We start from the raw sequence: 20,339 nt of genomic DNA on the forward strand, positions 1-20,339 counted from the left end.
AGAAGGGATTTTGGCTATTGAGATGCAGCGATGCAGTCGCTTACTACTCACTGATACGCAGGCCATCGGCGTTGAACACCAGACAGTTATTCGGGGAGAAGAACACCTCAATGTGTTCATAGGGTTTAAAAGCACTGTCGCCCGCCAGCAGCAGTTTGAAGTTATCAATGCCACAGCATTGGCCGAACAGGTAGGTGCTGTTACCTAAACGTTCGACGACTTCGCAGCCGAATGACAGGCGAATCCCCTCACCTTCCGGTGACACGTGTTCTGGTCGTAGTCCCAGCGTAATCGTACTCCCAGCGCTCAGCTCACTGGTGCGCACCGGCAGTTCAAGCTGTAACTGCTCGGCGATATTTACCGTCAGGCTATCCGGCGTCCAGTCGATAACCTGCGCAGGTAAGAAGTTCATTTTTGGCGAGCCGATGAACCCTGCCACAAACTGGTTAACCGGATGATAGTAAAGCTCCATCGGCGATCCAACCTGCTCGACTTTGCCATAATTCATGACCACAATTTTGTCGGCTAGCGTCATGGCCTCGACCTGATCGTGCGTTACGTAGATCATGGTCGTTTTCAATTCCTGATGCAGCTTGGCAATATGCAACCGCATATCCACGCGCAACTCAGCATCAAGGTTCGACAGCGGTTCATCAAACAGGAACACTTTCGGATTACGCACGATAGCACGCCCTATCGCCACACGCTGACGCTGGCCGCCTGACAACTCTTTCGGCTTGCGCTCCAACAGGTGAGACAGTTGCAGCGTCTTCGCCACCATCTCGATCTGGTGCTTAATCTGGTCTTTAGGGACGCCATTAACGCGCAGACCGTAGCCCATATTCTCGGCGACGGTCATGTGCGGGTATAGCGCATAAGATTGGAACACCATGGCAACACCACGATGAGCGGGGGCGACATCATTCACTACCGCATCATCAATCATGATTTCACCGCCCGTGACATCTTCCAGCCCGGCAATCATTCTTAGCAACGTCGACTTACCGCAGCCAGACGGCCCAACAAAAACGGCGAACTCTCCATCTGCAATCGTCAGATTCACATCGTGAAGCGTAATCGTTTTGCCAAAATGCTTACTCACTTTATCCAACTGGATCGACGCCATAACGGTAACCTCTTGATAATTTTGCTTTTAAGGATATAAGCGCTGAGTCACAACGGCCCAGTGGTCGTCTACTCAAAATGGCTCGGCAGCCCTTCCAGACGTATCAGCATCCGGCCAGGCTTACCTGCACGCTGGTCATAATCGCAATATAACAGCATGGTGTAACCGTTTGCACAAACAGGGGGTTACTTTTGTGCATAAGATCACAGCCTTTACATGTTTCACTGGCAGACGTGGCGCACTCTGCTTAATGTAATCGCCACTGGTGTAACCGTTACCCTACTTTGTGGAAAATGCACAATAAAGCATCACGCGCCACACAGCGACGATCACCACACAACGCGTACGGTTAGATGCCTCATTTCCTGCTGTGTACTGCCGTGTGGTGTAACGTTACACCCACACCGCACAGAGACGCCAAAAACGGCGAAAGCGGAAAGTACGTGACGATCTCCTACCATGATTGGCCCACCAGGGCTTTGAGGACTAATGATGAAAATGAAAACGCTGACTACCGTCATTATGATTTCACTGGGTATCACCGGCGTGCTCAGCAAATCAGCGCTGGCAGCCGACAAAGAACTTCTGGTATGGGAAGATATCAAGAAATCAGACGGCATTGCCGATGCGATAAAAGCCTTTGAAAAACAAAATAATGTCAAAATCAAAGTGCTGGAAACACCTTACGCCCAGCAGATTGAGAAACTCCGTCTGGATGGCCCTGCGGGGATCGGCCCAGATGTGATAGTGATGCCACACGATCAGGTTGGCACCGCTGTGGTTCAGGGGTTAATTAGCGAATTGAAGCTGGATCAGACGTTCCTGTCGAGTTTCACTAAACCAGCACTGGAAGCACAAACCTACAACGGTAAGCTGTACGGCGTGCCGAAAGCGGTCGAAACCACCGTGCTGGTGTACAACAAAGATCTGATGCCACAGCCGCCGGAAAAATTCGACGACCTGTTTGCCTTCTCCAAACAACAACGTGCCGAAGGTCGCTATGGTTTGTTGGCGAAATTTGATGAGATTTATTACGCCTATGGCGTCATCGCCGGGATGGGTGGCTACATTTTCGGGCAGAACAGCAACGGTTCACCGAACGTAAAAGACATCGGTCTGGATAAACAAGCCACCATCGATGCCGTCAACTACATCAAGAAATTCTATGCAGATGGCCTGTTCCCGCCGGGCATCGTCGGTGAAACTGGCGCTAACGCCATCGACTCCCTGTTTACCGAGAAAAAAGCCGCTGCCGTGATTACCGGCCCGTGGGCGTTCCAGCCGTACAAAAACGCGGGCGTAAACTATGGCGTCGCCCCACTTCCGCTGCTGCCAAACGGCGAGCATCCGCGTTCGCTGCTGGGCGTGAAAGGCTACAGCATCTCCACCTACTCCAAAAACAAAGAGCTGGCGCAGAAATTCATCGAATTCATCAATCAGCCTGAGTACGCCAAAATTCGCTTCCAGTTAACTGGCGAAATCCCACCGATCGCAGCGCTGGTTGACGATCCGCTGATTAAGGATGACGAAAAATCCCGTGCTGTCGCAATCCAGTCTGGCTATGCCGTTCCTATGCCGAGCGTACCGGAAATGCAGGAAGTCTGGACGCCAGCCAACAGCGCGTTGCAATTGAGCGTGACGGGCAAGCAGGACACCAAAGCGGCATTGGAATCCGCCGTGAAGGTAATAAAAATGCAGATCGAAGCTAACCACAGTAACCAGTAAACCACTGCTCCACCGTGGGTCAACATGGGTTCCCCCTGTTTATCCCCACTAGATATCGGGATGCGGGGATACCCATGTTTTTAAGAAAATGGAGGTAGATGTGACCGTCAACGCCAGCGGCCTTACGCCACAAGAAAGAGGACGTCGCCACGCCAGAACAGCGGTATTGCTGGCGATCGTCCCCGGACTCGGACAGATGTATAATCGCCAGTTCGTCAAAGGCGCGCTTTTCTTTATCGTCATGGTTTGCTTCATCGGCATATTCCATGATTTCCTGCAAAACGGCGCTTGGGGACTTATCACGCTGGGCACCGAGCTGCCGCGCGATCACTCTATTTTTCTGTTGGCAAAAGGCATTATTAGTGTGATCGTCGCCGCCTTTGGCGTCGGCGTTTACTATTTGAGCCTGCGCGATGCTTACGTGTGCGGTGCTAGGCGTGATAGAGGCCTACCGTTGAACAGCGTGAAGAAGCAATATCAGATGCTGCTGAGCGAAGGCTTCCCTTATCTGATGATTACGCCTGGCTTCATCCTGTTGGTCTTTGTCGTGGTTTTCCCGATTATTTTCGGCTTTTCCATTGCCTTTACCAATTACAACCTCTACCACACGCCGCCCGCCAAGCTGGTCGACTGGGTGGGGATGACAAATTTCATCAACATTTTCCGGCTCGATCTCTGGCGCTCTACGTTTTTTGACGTGCTGCAATGGACGGTAATTTGGACGCTGATTGCGACCACACTCCAGTGCGCCGTGGGCATCCTGCTGGCGATTTTGGTGAACCAGAAGGGCCTGCGTTTCAAGCCGCTGATCCGCACCATCCTGATCCTGCCGTGGGCAGTGCCGGGCTTTGTCACCATTCTGGTCTTCGCGGGGATGTTTAACGAAACATTTGGCGTGATTAATAACGGTATTCTGGCCGCGCTGGGGATTGAGCCTAAAGCGTGGATGACCGATCCATTCTGGACCAAAACCGCGCTGATCCTGATGCAAACCTGGTTAGGCTTCCCGTTTGTGTTCGCCATGACGACGGGCGTATTGCAGGCTATTCCTGACGATTTGTACGAAGCCGCAACCATTGACGGTGCCAGCAGTTGGTACAAGCTGACCACCATCACGCTGCCGCTGGTACTCTACTCCATTGCGCCGATCATCATCACGCAGTACACGTTCAACTTTAATAACTTCAACATCATCTATCTGTTCAACAACGGTGGACCGGCGGTGATCGGCTCCAACGCAGGTGGAACGGACATTCTGGTGTCCTGGATTTATAAGTTGACCATGTCTTCTTCCCAATATGCGATCGCAGCCAGCATCACCATTCTGCTGTCGATTTTTGTCGTGGGAATCGCGCTGTGGCAGTTCCGCGCCACCAATTCCTTCAAACAAGACAACATGGCATAGGAAAGCGCGCAGATGAAAAAGCACAGCGTTAAACGCCAAAATTTTATCAAACTCGGCCTGACCTACCTGCTGCTGACGATTGTGGCCGTCATTATTATTTACCCGCTGATCTGGACGGTAGGTGCATCATTAAATCCCGGCAGCAGCCTGCTCAACACCTCAATCATCCCGGATAACTTCTCCTTCATTCACTATGAGGAGCTGTTCAACGGCCAGATTGACTATGCCGCCTGGTACTGGAACTCGATGAAAATCAGCTTCCTGACCATGATTCTGACACTCATCAGCGTCAGCTTCACCGCGTATTCCTTCTCGCGCTTCCGCTTTCGCGGCCGCCAGAATGGGCTGATGCTGTTTTTGCTATTGCAGATGATTCCACAGTTCTCCGCGCTGATCGCCATCTTCGTACTGGCGCAGATGCTAGGGCTGGTGAACAGCCATATTGCGCTGGTGCTGGTTTACGTCGGCGGCATGATCCCGATGAATACCTATCTGATGAAAGGCTATCTGGATGCCATTCCGAAAGATCTGGATGAGTCCGCGCGTATGGACGGCGCGGGCAACTTCCGCATCTTTATCGAGATCATTATGCCGCTGTCCAAACCGATCATCGCGGTGATCGCCCTGTTCTCGTTTACCGGCCCGCTAGGCGACTTCATTCTCTCCAGCACCATCCTGCGCACGCCGGATCAGTACACGCTACCTATCGGGCTTTATAACCTGGTCGCACAGAAAATGGGCGCTAGCTACACCACCTACGCCGCCGGAGCCGTGCTGATCGCGGTACCGGTCGCCATTCTTTATCTTTCATTGCAAAAGTACTTTGTCTCCGGCCTGACCTCAGGCGGAACCAAAGGGTAATAACTCAACATCTGTACCTATTCCAGGAACGTAAAATGAAAATGAAAAAACGCGTACTGATGGCCGCCATGCTGGCAACTGGCCTGTTGACCTTCTCCCTGCCGCAAACCCTGTATGCCGCAGAGAATGTGACGATCAATAAGTTGACGAACGTCCCTGCCGACTTCATTAAAGGCGCAGATATTTCCATGCTGAACGAGGTGGAAAAGCACGGCGGAAAATTTTATGACGAACATGGCAAACAGAAAGACGCCATGCTGATTCTGAAAGAGAACGGGATTAACTATATCCGCCTGCGCATCTGGAACGATCCGAAAGATGCGGCAGGCAACGGCTATGGCGGCGGCAACAACGATCTGGCCACCACGCTGGCGCTGGCTAAACGCGCCAAAGCTAACGGTATGAAAGTGCTGCTGGATTTTCACTACAGCGATTTCTGGACCGATCCGGCTCACCAAAACAAGCCCAAAGCCTGGTCTGGCCTAAACGTGGAACAGCTCACCACTGCCGTACATGACTACACCAAAGCCACTATTAGCGAATTTCAGAAAGCGGGCATCATGCCAGATATGGTGCAGATCGGTAACGAACTGAACGGCGGGATGCTGTGGCCGGAAGGAAAAAGTTGGGGTCAGGGTGGCGGCGAATTCGATCGCCTCGCAGCGATGCTGAAAGCCGGTATTCAGGGAGTGAAGGACGTACAGGGCGCGAATAACGTCAAAATCATGCTGCATCTGGCGGAAGGCACCAAAAACGACACCTTTATCTGGTGGTTCGATGAAATCGTCAAACGTAATGTCCCGTTCGATGTCATCGGCGCCTCGTTCTACACCTACTGGAACGGCCCCATCAGCGCGTTGCAGTACAACATGAACGACGTCACCAAACGCTACAATAAAGACATCATCGTGGTTGAAGCCGCCTATGCTTACACGCTAGAAAACTGCGATAACGCGGAAAACAGCTTCCAGCAAAAAGAGCTGGATGCAGGCGGCTACCCCGCTTCCGTTCAGGGTCAGGCCAATTACCTGCATGACCTGATGCAAAGCGTCATCAACGTCCCCAATCAGCGTGGTAAAGGCGTCTTCTATTGGGAGCCCATCTGGCTGCCTACCCCCGGCGCAACCTGGGCCACGAAAGCGGGTATGAAATACAACAACGACGAATGGAAAGAAGGCAACGCGCGGGAAAACCAAGCGCTGTTCGACTGCAAAGGCAACGTACTGCCTTCCATCAGAGCGTTTAAGTAAGTCGTAAACCGTATTCAACGCATCGACAACCGTTTAGGAGAGAACGATGTTCAAATTTCCCCCGCTAAGCAGCAAGGTGCCTGTTCTACTGCATGGCGCAGACTATAACCCTGACCAATGGCTGGACGACCCAGAGGTTCTGGAAAAAGACATTGAGATGATGAAGCAGACCCAGTGCAACGTCATGTCCGTGGGGATTTTCAGCTGGTCTGGGCTTGAACCAGAAGAAGGTCGCTACGAATTTGGCTGGCTGGACGGCATCCTCGATACATTGTATGCCAATGGGGTCTTCGTTTTTCTGGCAACACCCAGCGGTGCCCGCCCGGCCTGGCTATCGCAGAAATATCCTGACGTGCTGCGCGTGGGCAGCAACCGCGTACGGGCGCTGCACGGCGGTCGCCACAACCATTGCCTAAGCTCGCCGAACTATCGCGAAAAAGTAAAACAGATGAACACCCAGTTGGCAAAACGCTACTCGCACCATCCTGCGGTGATCGGCTGGCATATTTCTAACGAATACAGCGGCGAGTGCCACTGCGATACCTGCCGCAGTACCTTCCAAAGCTGGCTAAAAGCACGCTACGGCACGATAGACGCGTTGAATAAAGCGTGGTGGAGCACCTTCTGGAGCCATACCTATACCGACTGGTCACAGTTAGAACCCCCGTCGCCCATCGGTGAAGTATCCATCCACGGTCTGAATTTGGACTGGAAACGCTTTAACACCTCACAGGTCAGCGATTTCTGTGCCGCAGAAATCGTACCGCTCAAAGCCGAAAATCCGTCTCTGCCAACCACGACGAACTTCATGGAATACTTCTATGATTACGACTACTGGCAGTTGGCAAAGGTGATCGACTTCATCTCCTGGGACAGCTACCCGCTGTGGCACAACGCGGAAGATGACTGCACGCTGGGTGCCTATACCGCGATGTATCACGATCTGATGCGCACGCTGAAAGGTGGCAAGCCCTTCTACCTGATGGAGTCAACGCCAAGCCTGACCAACTGGCAGCCGATCAGCAAGCTGAAAAAGCCGGGTATGCATATCCTGTCTTCGCTTCAGGCCGTCGCACACGGTTCCGACTCCGTGCAGTATTTCCAGTGGCGTAAAAGCCGCGGTTCCGTTGAGAAGTTCCACGGTGCCGTCGTCGATCATGTCGGGCATATCAACACCCGCGTTGGGCGAGAAGTGCAGGAGCTGGGTGACATCCTTAACAAACTCGCACCGGTGGCAGGCAGTCGGGTTGACGCCAAAGTCGCCATTATTTTCGACTGGGAAAGCCGCTGGGCGATGGACAACGCCCAAGGGCCGCGCAATGCGGGGCTGTTCTATGAGAAAACCGTCACCGAACACTATCGGACATTCTGGGAACAGGGCGTGGCAGTGGACATCATCAACGCCGATGTCGACCTCAGCGGCTATCAGGTCGTCATTGCACCAATGCTTTACATGGTGCGCGATGGCTTTGCCGAACGTGTCGATGCCTTCGTCAAACAAGGTGGCCGCTTCGTCACCACCTATTGGTCTGGCGTCGTCAACGAAACCGATCTCTGCCACCAAAACGGTTTCCCTGGCCCGCTTCGCCCTATCATGGGGATCTGGGCGGAAGAAATCGACGGACTGTACGATCATGAAAGCAACAGCATCAGCGGTCTGGACGGCAATGAGCAACGTCTGGTCGGGCCGTATCAGGTCACGCAGCTGTGCGAACTGATTCATCTGGAAGGCGCGCGGGCGCTGGCGACCTATGACAGCGATTTCTATGCCGGACGCCCGGCCGTTACGGTCAATGATTACGGCAAAGGACAGGCTTACTACATCGCATCGCGCAACGATCTCACCTTCCAGCGGGATTTCTTCACCACGCTGATACAAACGCTGGATCTACCGCGTGCGCTACCGACCGACCTGCCTTACGGCATTGTCGCTCATCGTCGTGATGACGGGGAAAGCGAGTTTATCTTCGTACAGAATTACACGGCAACACAGCAGCAAATTACGCTGCCTACCGCCTACGAAGAAATGACCACGGGTAGCACGCTTTCAGGGACTATCGACCTGTCAGGCTACGGCTGCCGGATTCTACGCCGCGCATTACAGTAAGGGTTCATGCTGGTCAGTTAAGCATCGCAATACTGGTGGGGCAACGGTGATGGGGATTTCGACGAAACCTCATCGCCGTGTGTCGCCTAACAGTAATGCCAGATGAGCGGCATTATCATACGCACGCTGATAAACAAACGAAGAGGTGACTACGATGGGCAAGATTCACAATTTTCGGAAATTGTTCGCATCAATGTTGGGTAAGCAAATTACCGAGATTGAAATCGCTTCACCGCTAGACAAAGAAAACTTGCAGCAACTGGTAACCGCCTTTGGCGGCAAAGAAAATATTGTCAGTCTGGATGCCTGCATCACCCGCCTGCGGGTCGAAGTTCACAGCCTGCGTCTGGTCAACAGCGACAGTCTGCAAAAGCTGGGCGCTATCGGCGTGATTATTGTCGGCCATCAGGTGCAGGCGATTTTCGGCACGCAATCGGATAACCTGCGGCGCGAACTCGCCGCCTGGTTTGAGGATGATGGCGCAGAAGCGCGGTAGCGGTTTTAAATCTGCTCGGTCGCTATTTCTTAGCCACATTTTTATGCCACTATTGAAGCAGTTTCGTACGCGATAAATGTTGTAAATGTATGAGTACCTTGCCGTTATCTGGCGTAAAAAATTATGCAGCGGTGAGCTTGGCCGCCGAGTGAGCGACAGGACGTCGCGAAAACCAGTGCCGCGTCGGACAAAAACGTCAGAGACGTTTTTGAACAGCACTTGTGCTGGCCCGAAGGGCGAGCCCCGTTTATGGGGCGAGTAAACGTGTCGCAAGCGGTCCTCTAAGCCTGATACCGACGATGGCACCGCGTAAGCGGCATAATTCCCGCCAAAAGCCGGGGTTCATAGGGGGCTGGCGTAGCCCCCTATGTCGGGCGCGTGCTACAAGGTAGCATGAAAATAACGGTATTATCGCGCACGAAACCATCTTCACGCCCGCATAAAAATGCAACGAAAATACCGCTGCAAAGATAGCAATTTCCTAATAGCGACTCGCCCGATCCAACAGCTCAATATCTTCTGCTGGCAGCACCAGCCGCGTGGCACTCGCCAATTCGGCGACCTGTTCCAGCGACGTCGCACTGGCGATCGGGGCTGTAATACTCGGACGTGCGATCAGCCAGGCCAGCGCGACCTGCGATGGCGTCGTTTGATGCGCATTCGCCACGCTATCCAGCGCTTCCAAAATAGTGCGGCCACGCTCGTTCAGGTATTTTTCCACTACGCCCTGCCCGCGTGCGCTTTTCGACGCATCCTTCGGCTGACGATACTTGCCTGACAGAAACCCGCTGGCCAGCGAATAGTAGCTAATAACGCCAACCCCTTGCTCACGCACCAGCGGCTCTAGCGCGGCCTCATAACCCTGCCGATCGTACAAATTGTATTCCGGTTGCAGGGTTTCATACCGTGCCAGATGGTTGGTTTTGCTGACTTTCAGCGCTTCAGCCAGACGCGTTGCGCTGTAGTTGGACGCGCCAATCGCGCGTACCTTACCCTCTTTAATCAGCGTATCAAACGCGGCCAGCGTTTCTTCCAACGGCGTTTCTTTGTCGTCAGTATGTGCCTGATAGAGATCGATGTAGTCGGTTTGCAAGCGCTGTAATGAGGCCTCGACCGCCTGTCGAATATAGCTAGCAGACAGCCCTTTCTTACCCTCGCCCAACTCCATGCCGACTTTGGTGGCAATAATCACCTTGTCACGCTGGCCGCTTTTTTTCAGCCAGTCGCCGATGATGGTTTCAGATTCACCGCCCTGATTACCGGGTGCCCAGCGCGAATAAACATCGGCGGTATCAATGAAATTCAGCCCGTGCGCCAACAGCGCATCCAGCAGGCTGAACGACGTCGATTCGTCAACCGTCCAGCCAAAGACATTACCGCCGAAAGAAAAAGGTGGAACCACGATCCCAGAACGTCCAAGCTCACGTGTGGTATCTGATACTGACATAATCACTCTCCTTTTGAATCATGCAGAAAACATCATAAACAGACTCGCCAATCGGCAATGCAAAGCGTGGCGGAGCAAATTTCTCTACCCTAAATAATTCGAGTTTCAGGACAAAACGTTAGCGTTTTGAACAACGCACATGCAACCTGAAGTATGACGGGTATGTGGAATAAGAATAATGAATGAACAGAAAGACCCAAATAACGAGACGTAGCATTTAGTTTAGATAAAATCCCAAGGTATAATTGTTTTTTTGCGTTCTTCCTCTCATTTTTAGTGCACGCGTTACATAAAATGACGTGGAAAATTTGGCCTGCCTCATATTCGGAGCACACATGTCCTTGTCCCATATCGCGCAATTTGTTCTGGCGCTGGTTGTTGTTACGGCGCTGTCGCTACTCGTCTGCCGCGATCGTAAAAGCATTCGTATTCGTTTTATTATTCAGCTACTCGTCATCGAAATTCTGCTCGCCTATTTCTTCCTGTACTCAAACGTTGGGTTAGGTGTGGTCAAAGGGTTCGCAGCAGTCTTCGACAAATTACTCGGATTTGCAGGCCAGGGGACGGACTTCGTATTCGGTGACATGGTGAATAGTGAGAAGAACCTGATTTCCTTCTTCTTCAAAGTACTCTGCCCTATCGTCTTCATTTCTGCGCTGATCGGTATTCTGCAATACATTAAAGTGCTGCCAATCATCATCCGCGCCATTGGTACAGTGCTGTCCAAAGTGAACGGTATGGGCAAGCTGGAATCCTTTAACGCAGTCAGTTCACTGATTCTTGGTCAGTCCGAAAACTTCATTGCCTATAAAGATATTCTGGGCAAGATGTCTGAAAAACGCATGTACACCATGGCCGCTACCGCGATGTCCACCGTGTCGATGTCCATCGTCGGTGCGTATATGTCTATGCTGGATGCCAAATTCGTTGTTGCTGCGCTGATTCTGAACATGTTCAGTACCTTCATCGTGCTGTCGCTGATTAACCCTTACAAAGTCGGTGAAGAGCCGGAATTGCAGTTGGGTAATCTGCATGAAAACCAGAGCTTCTTTGAAATGCTGGGCGAATACATTCTGGCAGGCTTTAAAGTTGCCGTGATCGTGGCAGCCATGTTGATTGGTTTCATTGCACTGATTGCCGCAGTCAACGCGATTTTCAGCGCCATTTTTGGCATCAGCTTCCAGGAAGTCCTTGGCTACGCGTTCTACCCGTTCGCCTGGATCATGGGTATCCCGTCTCATGAAGCGCTTCAGGTTGGTAGTATCATGGCAACCAAACTGGTTTCTAACGAATTTGTCGCGATGCTGGAACTGCAAAAAGTGGCAGGCGAGCTGTCTCCACGCAGCGTGGGTATCTTGTCTGTGTTCCTGGTGTCCTTCGCCAATTTCTCGTCTATCGGTATTATTGCGGGCGCGATTAAAGGCCTGAATGAGCAACAAGGTAACGTGGTTTCCCGTTTCGGCCTGAAGCTGGTTTACGGATCCACGCTGGTGAGCATCCTTTCCGCGTCTATCGCGGGTCTGGTGCTGTAACCCTTCATCAGGTTATAAAATCCTTATCCCAGTCCGGCAGTCTTACACTGCCGGATTTTTTTTCCTACAAACCCTGACACATCTTCCATATTTCCTTCATTTTTGTCCGGCATCCCCTGTTTAAACTAGTAAAATACGGCCATTGGTCCAATAACACGCTGAGTATGACAGCTAACGCACATGCAGCGTGAAGTATGACGGGTAGATCGTGCTTCCCGCGCAACCTGGAGAGAGTAATCCACCACTATGAATGCTAAACGTATCCGAGGCCTGCTGGTACTTGCTGCTGTTATTGCTATTGCCGTACTGATCTGGCGCCACTTTACCCAGACACCGCCTACTGCCCCCGGCAAAAGTGAACAGCACGCCGCCCGTACGTCAAATTCGGGTAGCAGCAGTGGTGGTGGGCGTAGAGCGGCCATGCGCACGCTGGCTCCCGTACAGGCTGCGCTGACGCAATCCGCCTCCGTACCTTATTATCTCTCCGGTTTAGGCACCGTAACGGCGGCCAACACCGTGACGCTACGCAGCCGGGTGAACGGGCAACTGATGGCACTTCACTTTCAGGAGGGACAACAGGTTAAGGCGGGCGATCTGCTGGCAGAAATCGACCCCCGTCCGTTTCAGGTTGAACTGACGCAGGCACAGGGGCAGTTGGCAAAAGATCGGGCCGTACTGGCTAACGCTCAGCAGGATTTAGCACGCTATCAGCAACTGGTGAAAACCAACCTGATCTCCCGTCAGGAACTGGATACGCAGATCGCCGCCGTGCGTCAGGCGGAAGGCACATTAAAAGCCGATGACGGTGCCGTAGCCAGCGCACAGCTCCAGTTGGATTACAGCAAAATTACCGCCCCTATCAGCGGTCGGATCGGTTTAAAACAGGTCGATGTGGGGAATTACATCACCAGCGGCGACACCAATGGCATTGTCGTGATTACACAGACGTACCCTATCGATGTCGTCTTTACCGTACCGGAAGCGGAAATTTCCACCATCATTAGCGCGCAGAAATCAGGTCAGCCGCCCGTGGTAGAAGCCTGGGATCGCGCCAATCAGAAGAAACTCTCGCAGGGTAGCCTGCTCAGTATGGATAACCAGATCGACACCACCACGGGTACGATCAAGCTCAAGGCGCGTTTTGACAATCTGGATGATGCCCTGTTCCCGAATCAGTTTGTGAATATCCGCATGAAGGTCGATACGCTGCAAAACGCCGTCGTCGCCCCCTCCGCTGCGGTACAAATGGGCAATGAAGGCCGCTTCGTCTGGATTTTGAATGATAAGAACGAGGTCAGTAAGCGTCAGGTCACAACCAGCATTCAGTACGGCCAGTTGGTCGTAGTCACTGCCGGACTGGATGCCGACGTTAAGGTTGTCACTGACGGCATCGACCGTCTGACTGAAGGAACCAAAGTGGAAGTCGTTCCCTCTACGCTAACGGAGAAAACACCTGCCATCACTGGGGAGAAATCCTGATGCAGGATACCGTTCCAGCCAGCGGCGGCGGGCCGTCACGCCTGTTTATTCTACGCCCCGTCGCGACTACGTTGTTGATGTTCGCCATTCTGTTGGCCGGTATCATTGGCTATCGGGCACTGCCCGTTTCCGCGCTGCCTGAGGTTGATTATCCGACGATTCAGGTTGTTACCCTGTATCCGGGGGCCAGCCCCGACGTGGTGACCTCGGCGATTACCGCGCCGCTGGAACGGCAGTTCGGCCAGATGTCCGGGCTAAAACAGATGTCGACACAGAGCGCAGGCGGCGCATCCGTCATCACGCTTCAGTTCCAGCTTGAGCTGTCGCTGGATGTCGCGGAGCAGGATGTACAGGCCGCCATTAATGCAGCCAGCAATCTGTTGCCAAGCGATCTGCCCTATCCACCCACTTACAGCAAAGTGAACCCGGCTGACCCGCCAATTATGACGCTAGCCGTCACCTCCACCGCGATGTCGATGACGCAAGTGCAGGACATAGTGGACAACCGGATCGCGCAAAAAATTTCGCAGGTCGCTGGTGTCGGGCTGGTGTCGTTAGCCGGTGGCCAACGGCCCGCCGTGCGGGTAAGGCTAAACGCGCCGGCGCTGGCGGCTTACGGCCTGACCAGCGAAACCATTCGCACCGCGATTACCGCCGCCAACGTGAATTCCGCCAAGGGGAGTCTGGATGGTCCGACACGCTCAGTGACGCTCTCCGCCAACGACCAGATGAAATCTGTTGATGATTACCGCAAGCTGATTGTTGCATGGAAAAACGGCGCACCGGTAAGGCTTCAGGATGTCGCCACGATTGAGCAAGCCGCCGAGAATATTCATCTCGGTGCCTGGGCGAATCGGCAGCAGGCAATCATTATCAACGTTCAGCGCCAGCCAGGTGCCAACGTCATCACGACCACGGACAGCATTAACAAGATGCTGCCCGCGTTAAAAGCTAGCCTGCCAAACGCCGTCGAGGTCACCACGCTGACCGACCGCACCACCAGCATTCGCGCCTCCGTAAAAGACGTCCAGTTCGAGTTACTGCTGGCTATCGCACTGGTTGTGATGGTGATTTACCTGTTTTTGCGTAACGCCGTTGCCACACTGATCCCGAGCATCGCCGTGCCGCTGTCGCTGATCGGCACCTTTGCCGCCATGTATTTCCTCGGTTTTTCTATCAATAACCTGACGTTAATGGCGCTCACTATCGCTACTGGCTTCGTGGTAGATGATGCCATTGTGGTGATCGAAAACATCGCCCGATATATCGAAAAAGGGGAAAAACCGCTTAACGCCGCGCTGAAAGGGGCGGGAGAAATCGGCTTCACCATTATTTCCCTGACCTTCTCACTCATCGCCGTACTGATCCCGCTGCTGTTTATGGGTGATATCGTCGGACGCTTGTTCCGCGAGTTTGCCGTGACGCTAGCGGTATCGATTCTGATTTCTGCCGTCGTGTCGCTCACGCTCACCCCGATGATGTGCGCACGGATGCTGAGCCATCAGTCGCTGAGTAAACAGAACCGTTTTACGCGTGCCAGCGAGCGTTTCTTCACCCGTCTGATCAATGTCTACGGCGTCTGGCTACGCAAAGTACTCAATCATCCGTGGCTAACGCTCAGCGTCGCACTGGGTACGCTGTTGCTCACTATCCTGCTCTATATCTGGATTCCGAAGGGTTTCTTCCCGCTACAGGATAACGGCATTATTCAGGGTACAGTACAGGCACCGCAGACGGTTTCGTTCAGCAATATGGCTGACCGCCAACAGCGCGTCGCGTCCATTATCATGAAGGACCCTGCGGTAGAGAGCGTTTCCTCGTATGTCGGCGTCGATGGGACGAATGCTGCGCTGAACAGCGGTCGACTGCAAATCAACCTGAAACCGCTCAGTGAACGTAGTGAGCGTATTCAGGCGATCATCAGTCGCCTGCAACAGCAAACTGCCCAGATTCCCGGTATTCAACTGTATCTGCAACCGGTGCAGGATCTCACCATCGACACCCAGATTAGCCGCACGCAATATCAGTTTACGTTGCAGGCAATGTCGCTGGATGAACTGAGCGTCTGGGTGCCGAAGCTGATGACCGAACTGAAAAAGCTACCGCAGCTAGAGGATGTCAGCAGCGACTGGCAAGACGGTGCCGCAGTCGCCTACGTCAACGTGAACCGCGACAGCGCCAGCCGTCTGGGCATCACCATGTCTCAGGTCGATAGCGCGCTGTACAATGCCTTTGGTCAGCGACTGGTTTCCACCATCTATACGCAGGCCAGCCAGTACCGCGTGGTGCTGGAACACGATACGACCAACAACACTGGTCTGGACGCATTGAACGACGTGCGCCTCATCAGCAGCGACGGCGGCACAATTCCACTCAGCAGCATCGCCACGATTGAAGAGCGTCAGGGACCGCTGGCGATCAACCATATCGACCAGTTCCCCTCGACGACGATCTCTTTCAACGTCGCCAGCGGCTATGCTCTAGGCGAAGCGGTTGATGCCATCACGCTGGCTGAACAACAGCTGAATCTGCCCGCGGATATCACCACTCGTTTTCAGGGCAGTACGCTGGCGTTCCAGTCGGCGCTGAGCAGCACCGTGTGGCTCATCGTGGCGGCGATTGTTGCGATGTACATTGTGCTCGGCGTGCTGTACGAAAGCTTTATTCATCCGATCACCATCTTGTCTACACTGCCAACGGCGGGCGTCGGTGCGCTGCTGGCGCTCATGATGGCGGGGAATGAGCTGGATGTGATCGCCATTATCGGGATCATCTTGCTCATCGGGATCGTGAAGAAAAACGCCATCATGATGATCGACTTCGCGCTAGCGGCGGAGCGAGAACAGGAGATGACACCGTATGACGCCATTTATCAGGCCTGTCTGCTGCGTTTTCGACCGATTCTGATGACCACGATGGCCGCCCTACTCAGTGCGTTACCGTTGATGCTGAGCACTGGCGTCGGCGCGGAACTGCGTCAGCCGCTAGGAGTCTGTATGGTCGGTGGCCTGATCATGAGCCAGATTCTGACGCTGTTTACCACACCGGTAATTTACCTGCTGTTTGACCGTCTGGCGGCGCGCTTTCGTCGTGCACCGCGTCAGGAGGAAGAAATCGAGTGAAGTTCTTCGCCCTGTTCATCCACCGCCCCGTCGCCACCCTGCTGTTGACGTTGGCCATCGCGCTCTGTGGCGTATTAGGTTTCCGCCTGTTGCCCGTATCCCCGCTGCCACAGGTGGATTTCCCGGTGATCTCGGTCAGCGCCTCACTGCCCGGCGCATCACCGGAAACCATGGCCTCTGCCGTCGCGACGCCGCTGGAACGTGCGCTCGGCAGGATCGCGGGCGTCAACGAAATGACGTCCACCAGCTCACTCGGCAGTACGCGCGTCATTCTGGTGTTTAACCTCGACAGGGATATCAACGGCGCGGCGCGTGATGTTCAGGCGGCCATCAACGCCGCGCAGAACCTGCTGCCGTCCGGTATGTCCAACCGCCCGACTTACCGTAAGGTCAACCCATCCGACGCACCGATCATGATTCTGACGCTGACCTCGGACACCTACAGCCAGGGTCAACTGTACGATTTCGCGTCCACCCAGTTGTCACAGAAAATCTCTCAGATGGAAGGCGTTGGCGATGTCTCCATCGGCGGAAGTTCGCTCCCCGCCGTGCGCGTGGCACTGAATCCGGTGGCGTTATTTAACCAAGGCATTTCCCTGGATGACGTACGACAGACCATCGCACAGGCAAATGTGCGCCGACCGCTGGGGAATGTGGAAAACAGTCAGAAAAGTTGGCAGATACAAACCAACGATGAGCTCAAAACTGCCGATGCTTACGCACCGCTGATTATCCACTACAACAACGGCGCCGCCGTTCGCCTGAGCGACGTCGCCACGGTGGAAGATTCCGTGCAAAACGCGCGCAATGCAGGGATGGCGAACGCGAAGCCTGCCATTCTGGTGATGATTCGCCGCGCGCCGGATGCCAACATTATCACCACGGTAGACAACATCCGTGCCGCAATGCCGGAACTGCGCGCCAGCCTGCCTGCCGAAATACAGTTGGATGTCGCACAGGATCGTTCCCCCACTATTCGCGCCTCGCTGGCGGAAGTGGAGCAATCACTGATTATCGCCGTCGCACTGGTGATTCTGGTCGTCTTCCTGTTCTTACGCTCCGGGCGGGCAACCGCTATTCCGGCACTAGCCGTTCCCGTGTCACTCATTGGCACCTTTGCTGCCATGTACCTGTGCGGCTTCAGCCTGAATAACCTGTCGTTGATGGCGCTCACCATTGCTACGGGTTTCGTGGTGGATGATGCCATCGTGGTATTGGAAAATATTTCCCGCCACATCGAAGCGGGCATGAAGCCGCTCCAGGCATCGCTTCAGGGGGTGAGAGAAGTGGGGTTCACCGTTTTATCGATGAGTCTGTCGCTGGTGGCGGTGTTCATCCCGCTGCTGTTGATGGACGGCCTGCCGGGGCGACTATTCCGTGAATTCGCCGTGACGCTGTCAGTGGCGATCATGATTTCCCTGCTGATCTCGCTCACGCTAACCCCCATGCTGTGCGCACGACTGCTACGTGCCGTGCCCAAACGCAGCCAGCCACGCACACGGGGTTTTAACCGTGTATTGCTCGCCATGCAACAAGGCTACGGGCGATCGCTGAAGTGGGTGCTCAACCATGCACGCTGGGTTTTGTTGCTCTTGCTGGGAACCATCGCACTTAACGTCTGGCTGTACATCAGTATTCCGAAGACTTTTTTCCCGGAACAGGATACGGGCAGGCTGATGGGCTTTATTCAGGCCGACCAGAGTATTTCTTTTCAGGCCATGACGGTGAAGCTCCAGAATTTCATGACCATTGTCAGCAGCGATCCTGCGGTGGATAACGTGAACGGGTTTACGGGGGGATCGCGCACCAACAGCGGCTCGATGTTTATTTCGCTTAAGCCGCTATCCGAGCGCGATGTATCGGCACAGCAGGTCATTAGTCGTCTGCGCGTCAAGCTGGCAAAAGAACCCGGTGCCAATCTGTTTTTAATGCCGGTGCAGGATATCCGTATCGGCGGGCGGGAATCGAGCGCCGGGTATCAGTACACGCTGCTGTCTGATGATTTGAGCGAACTGCGTACCTGGGAGCCAAAGATCCGTGCCGCTTTCAGTAAACTGCCTGAACTGGCCGATGTGAACTCCGATCAGCAGGATAAAGGTGCAGAAATGGCGTTAACCTACGATCGTGATGCGATGGCACAGTTGGGCATCAACGTCTCTGCCGCTAATGCATTGCTTAATAATGCCTTCGGCCAGCGTCAGATTTCGACCATTTATCAGCCGTTAAACCAGTACAAGGTCGTGATGGAAGTCGACGACGCCTACACGCAGGATGTCAGTTCACTGAACAAGATGTTCGTCATCAATAACGAAGGTAAACCCATCCCACTTTCTTATTTCGCCAGTTGGAAGCCGATCAACGCGCCGCTGTCGGTAAACCATCAGGGGCTATCTGCCGCTTCAACCATCTCTTTTAACCTGCCAGAAGGCACCGATCTTTCCACGGCGACGGCGGCGGTAGAAAGAACCATGACGTCACTGGGTGTGCCGTCCTCGGTACGCGGTCAGTTCTCCGGTACGGCGCAGGCGTTCCAGCAATCACAGTCTTCCCAGCTGTTGCTGATTCTGGCGGCGATTATCACGGTGTATATCGTGCTGGGCGTGCTGTATGAAAGCTATGTGCATCCACTGACGATTCTGTCTACCCTGCCCTCTGCGGGCGTAGGTGCACTACTGGCGCTGGAGTGGTTTGGCGTACCGTTTAGTCTGGTGGCGCTGATTGGGATCATGCTATTGATTGGGATCGTGAAGAAGAACGCGATCATGATGGTGGATTTCGCGCTGGTGGCACAGCGCAGCGGCGGGTTGAGCGCACAGGACGCCATTTTTCAGGCCTGCCTGCTGCGTTTCCGCCCGATTATGATGACCACATTAGCCGCTTTGTTTGGCGCACTGCCGCTGGTGCTAACCAGCGGTGACGGTGCAGAGTTGCGTCAACCGCTCGGCATCACGATTGTCGGCGGACTGGTGATGAGCCAGATCCTTACGCTGTATACCACTCCGGTGGTGTATCTGTTTTTCGACAAACTGAGGAATATTCGGCGCAAAGCCCCACGAGAACTGGAAGCGAATTCCTAGTGCGAAAAAACTCTCGGATGAGCGGCAGGATTTGTCACTATCATAACTGGACATGAGTAACGATAAGACCTAATAACATGTTATTTCTAGAGAGGTTTCGTGCGCTTAACGTTCACTGTTTTTCTAATAGCGCCCAGAACGCGCCCGACCAAGGGCGGCTCAATTGCCGTCGCCCTTGGAACCCTGGCTTTTGGCGCTAAATTGTACCGCTACGCGGTGCCTTCGCCGAAAGCCGTCTCTTTACGGGCCGCCAGTGCCGCGCCGGGAGCGCGTCACTGTCTTTCGTGGCGTCCATGCCACTCACCCGTGAGCCAGCTTCCGTCTCAGTACAATTTTTTACGCCAGGAAAAAATGTTAAGCACACGAAGTGACAGAAAAGAAATATATAGCTCGCAACGAACTCCCGCCTTGGCGTAAATGATGCTGAGGAGGAGATGATCTCTCGGATGAGCGGCAGGACGCCGCGAAAACCGCTGCCGCGTCGGGAACGCGTCAGCGGCGGTCCGAACAGGAGAGCATTGACGACGAAGGAACCGCGAAGCGGCATCATTTCCCGCCAAACAGCCTGGGTTCACAGGGCGGCGGCGACTGAGCGCCCCTGTGTCGTGCGCATACGGAAAGCATGCAGAGAAAAACAAATGTTAAGCGCACGAAACCTCGCCAAAAGAACAAGTTACACAATCAGGTGTCGGCATATGTATTCACCAGCTAT

Annotated in this window: 12 protein-coding genes; 10 read left to right on the top strand and 2 right to left on the bottom strand. The window is 53.9% G+C overall.

Features of this window, described 5'->3' with window-relative positions; genetic code table 11:
* Nucleotides 1–43: 43 nt before the first annotated feature.
* Nucleotides 44–1,126, bottom strand: coding sequence for an ABC transporter ATP-binding protein (locus tag EDI29_RS07145; protein ID WP_137740335.1), 1,083 nt, complete (start codon nucleotides 1,124–1,126; stop codon nucleotides 44–46).
* A 492-nt stretch (nucleotides 1,127–1,618) separates the two neighbouring features.
* Between EDI29_RS07145 and EDI29_RS07150 the strand changes: the two genes are divergently transcribed.
* From EDI29_RS07150 to EDI29_RS07175, 6 genes are all read left to right on the top strand, one after another.
* Nucleotides 1,619–2,851 (top strand): extracellular solute-binding protein, encoded by a 1,233-nt coding sequence (locus EDI29_RS07150; RefSeq protein ID WP_137740420.1) that lies wholly within the window; start codon nucleotides 1,619–1,621, stop codon nucleotides 2,849–2,851.
* 88 nt (nucleotides 2,852–2,939) lie between these two features.
* Nucleotides 2,940–4,256, top strand: coding sequence for a sugar ABC transporter permease (locus tag EDI29_RS07155; RefSeq protein ID WP_137740336.1), 1,317 nt, complete (start codon nucleotides 2,940–2,942; stop codon nucleotides 4,254–4,256).
* Nucleotides 4,257–4,268: 12 nt separating this feature from the next.
* Nucleotides 4,269–5,117, top strand: a complete 849-nt coding sequence (locus EDI29_RS07160; RefSeq protein WP_137740337.1) for a sugar ABC transporter permease — start codon at nucleotides 4,269–4,271, stop codon at nucleotides 5,115–5,117.
* A 35-nt stretch (nucleotides 5,118–5,152) separates the two neighbouring features.
* A complete protein-coding gene (locus EDI29_RS07165; RefSeq protein WP_137740338.1) occupies nucleotides 5,153–6,367 on the top strand; it encodes a glycoside hydrolase family 53 protein in 1,215 nt (404 codons plus the stop codon).
* Between the two features lie 46 nt (nucleotides 6,368–6,413).
* A complete protein-coding gene (locus EDI29_RS07170) occupies nucleotides 6,414–8,474 on the top strand; it encodes a beta-galactosidase (protein WP_137740339.1) in 2,061 nt (686 codons plus the stop codon).
* Between the two features lie 154 nt (nucleotides 8,475–8,628).
* A complete protein-coding gene (locus EDI29_RS07175) occupies nucleotides 8,629–8,970 on the top strand; it encodes a glucose PTS transporter subunit EIIB (protein ID WP_010301002.1) in 342 nt (113 codons plus the stop codon).
* Nucleotides 8,971–9,451: 481 nt separating this feature from the next.
* Here EDI29_RS07175 and EDI29_RS07180 read toward each other — a convergent pair whose 3' ends face one another.
* Nucleotides 9,452–10,417 (bottom strand): aldo/keto reductase, encoded by a 966-nt coding sequence (locus tag EDI29_RS07180; protein ID WP_137740340.1) that lies wholly within the window; start codon nucleotides 10,415–10,417, stop codon nucleotides 9,452–9,454.
* 341 nt (nucleotides 10,418–10,758) lie between these two features.
* Between EDI29_RS07180 and EDI29_RS07185 the strand changes: the two genes are divergently transcribed.
* The 4 genes from EDI29_RS07185 (at nucleotide 10,759) to mdtC (ending at nucleotide 19,627) form a co-directional block, all read left to right on the top strand.
* Nucleotides 10,759–11,949: a NupC/NupG family nucleoside CNT transporter gene (locus EDI29_RS07185; RefSeq protein ID WP_107170895.1), complete on the top strand. Its 1,191-nt coding sequence runs from the start codon at nucleotides 10,759–10,761 to the stop codon at nucleotides 11,947–11,949.
* Between the two features lie 246 nt (nucleotides 11,950–12,195).
* Nucleotides 12,196–13,428 (top strand): MdtA/MuxA family multidrug efflux RND transporter periplasmic adaptor subunit, encoded by a 1,233-nt coding sequence (locus EDI29_RS07190; protein ID WP_137740341.1) that lies wholly within the window; start codon nucleotides 12,196–12,198, stop codon nucleotides 13,426–13,428.
* Nucleotides 13,428–16,550, top strand: a complete 3,123-nt coding sequence (locus EDI29_RS07195; RefSeq protein ID WP_137740342.1) for an MdtB/MuxB family multidrug efflux RND transporter permease subunit — start codon at nucleotides 13,428–13,430, stop codon at nucleotides 16,548–16,550. The genes EDI29_RS07190 and EDI29_RS07195 overlap by 1 nt, the downstream gene beginning before the upstream one ends.
* Nucleotides 16,547–19,627: a multidrug efflux RND transporter permease subunit MdtC gene (gene mdtC, locus EDI29_RS07200; protein WP_137740343.1), complete on the top strand. Its 3,081-nt coding sequence runs from the start codon at nucleotides 16,547–16,549 to the stop codon at nucleotides 19,625–19,627. The genes EDI29_RS07195 and mdtC overlap by 4 nt, the downstream gene beginning before the upstream one ends.
* Nucleotides 19,628–20,339 lie beyond the last annotated feature (712 nt).

The sequence above is a fragment of the Pectobacterium polonicum genome (assembly GCF_005497185.1).
GTDB lineage: Bacteria > Pseudomonadota > Gammaproteobacteria > Enterobacterales > Enterobacteriaceae > Pectobacterium > Pectobacterium polonicum.

Bases quoted from the DNA above. Each gene is read 5' to 3' on its own strand.
- EDI29_RS07145 (WP_137740335.1), bottom strand. From the start codon at position 1,126: ATGGCGTCGATCCAGTTGGATAAAGTGAGTAAGCATTTTGGCAAAACG.
- EDI29_RS07150 (WP_137740420.1), top strand. From the start codon at position 1,619: ATGAAAATGAAAACGCTGACTACCGTCATTATGATTTCACTGGGTATC.
- EDI29_RS07155 (WP_137740336.1), top strand. From the start codon at position 2,940: ATGGAGGTAGATGTGACCGTCAACGCCAGCGGCCTTACGCCACAAGAA.
- EDI29_RS07160 (WP_137740337.1), top strand. From the start codon at position 4,269: ATGAAAAAGCACAGCGTTAAACGCCAAAATTTTATCAAACTCGGCCTG.
- EDI29_RS07165 (WP_137740338.1), top strand. From the start codon at position 5,153: ATGAAAATGAAAAAACGCGTACTGATGGCCGCCATGCTGGCAACTGGC.
- EDI29_RS07170 (WP_137740339.1), top strand. From the start codon at position 6,414: ATGTTCAAATTTCCCCCGCTAAGCAGCAAGGTGCCTGTTCTACTGCAT.
- EDI29_RS07175 (WP_010301002.1), top strand. From the start codon at position 8,629: ATGGGCAAGATTCACAATTTTCGGAAATTGTTCGCATCAATGTTGGGT.
- EDI29_RS07180 (WP_137740340.1), bottom strand. From the start codon at position 10,417: ATGTCAGTATCAGATACCACACGTGAGCTTGGACGTTCTGGGATCGTG.
- EDI29_RS07190 (WP_137740341.1), top strand. From the start codon at position 12,196: ATGAATGCTAAACGTATCCGAGGCCTGCTGGTACTTGCTGCTGTTATT.
- EDI29_RS07195 (WP_137740342.1), top strand. From the start codon at position 13,428: ATGCAGGATACCGTTCCAGCCAGCGGCGGCGGGCCGTCACGCCTGTTT.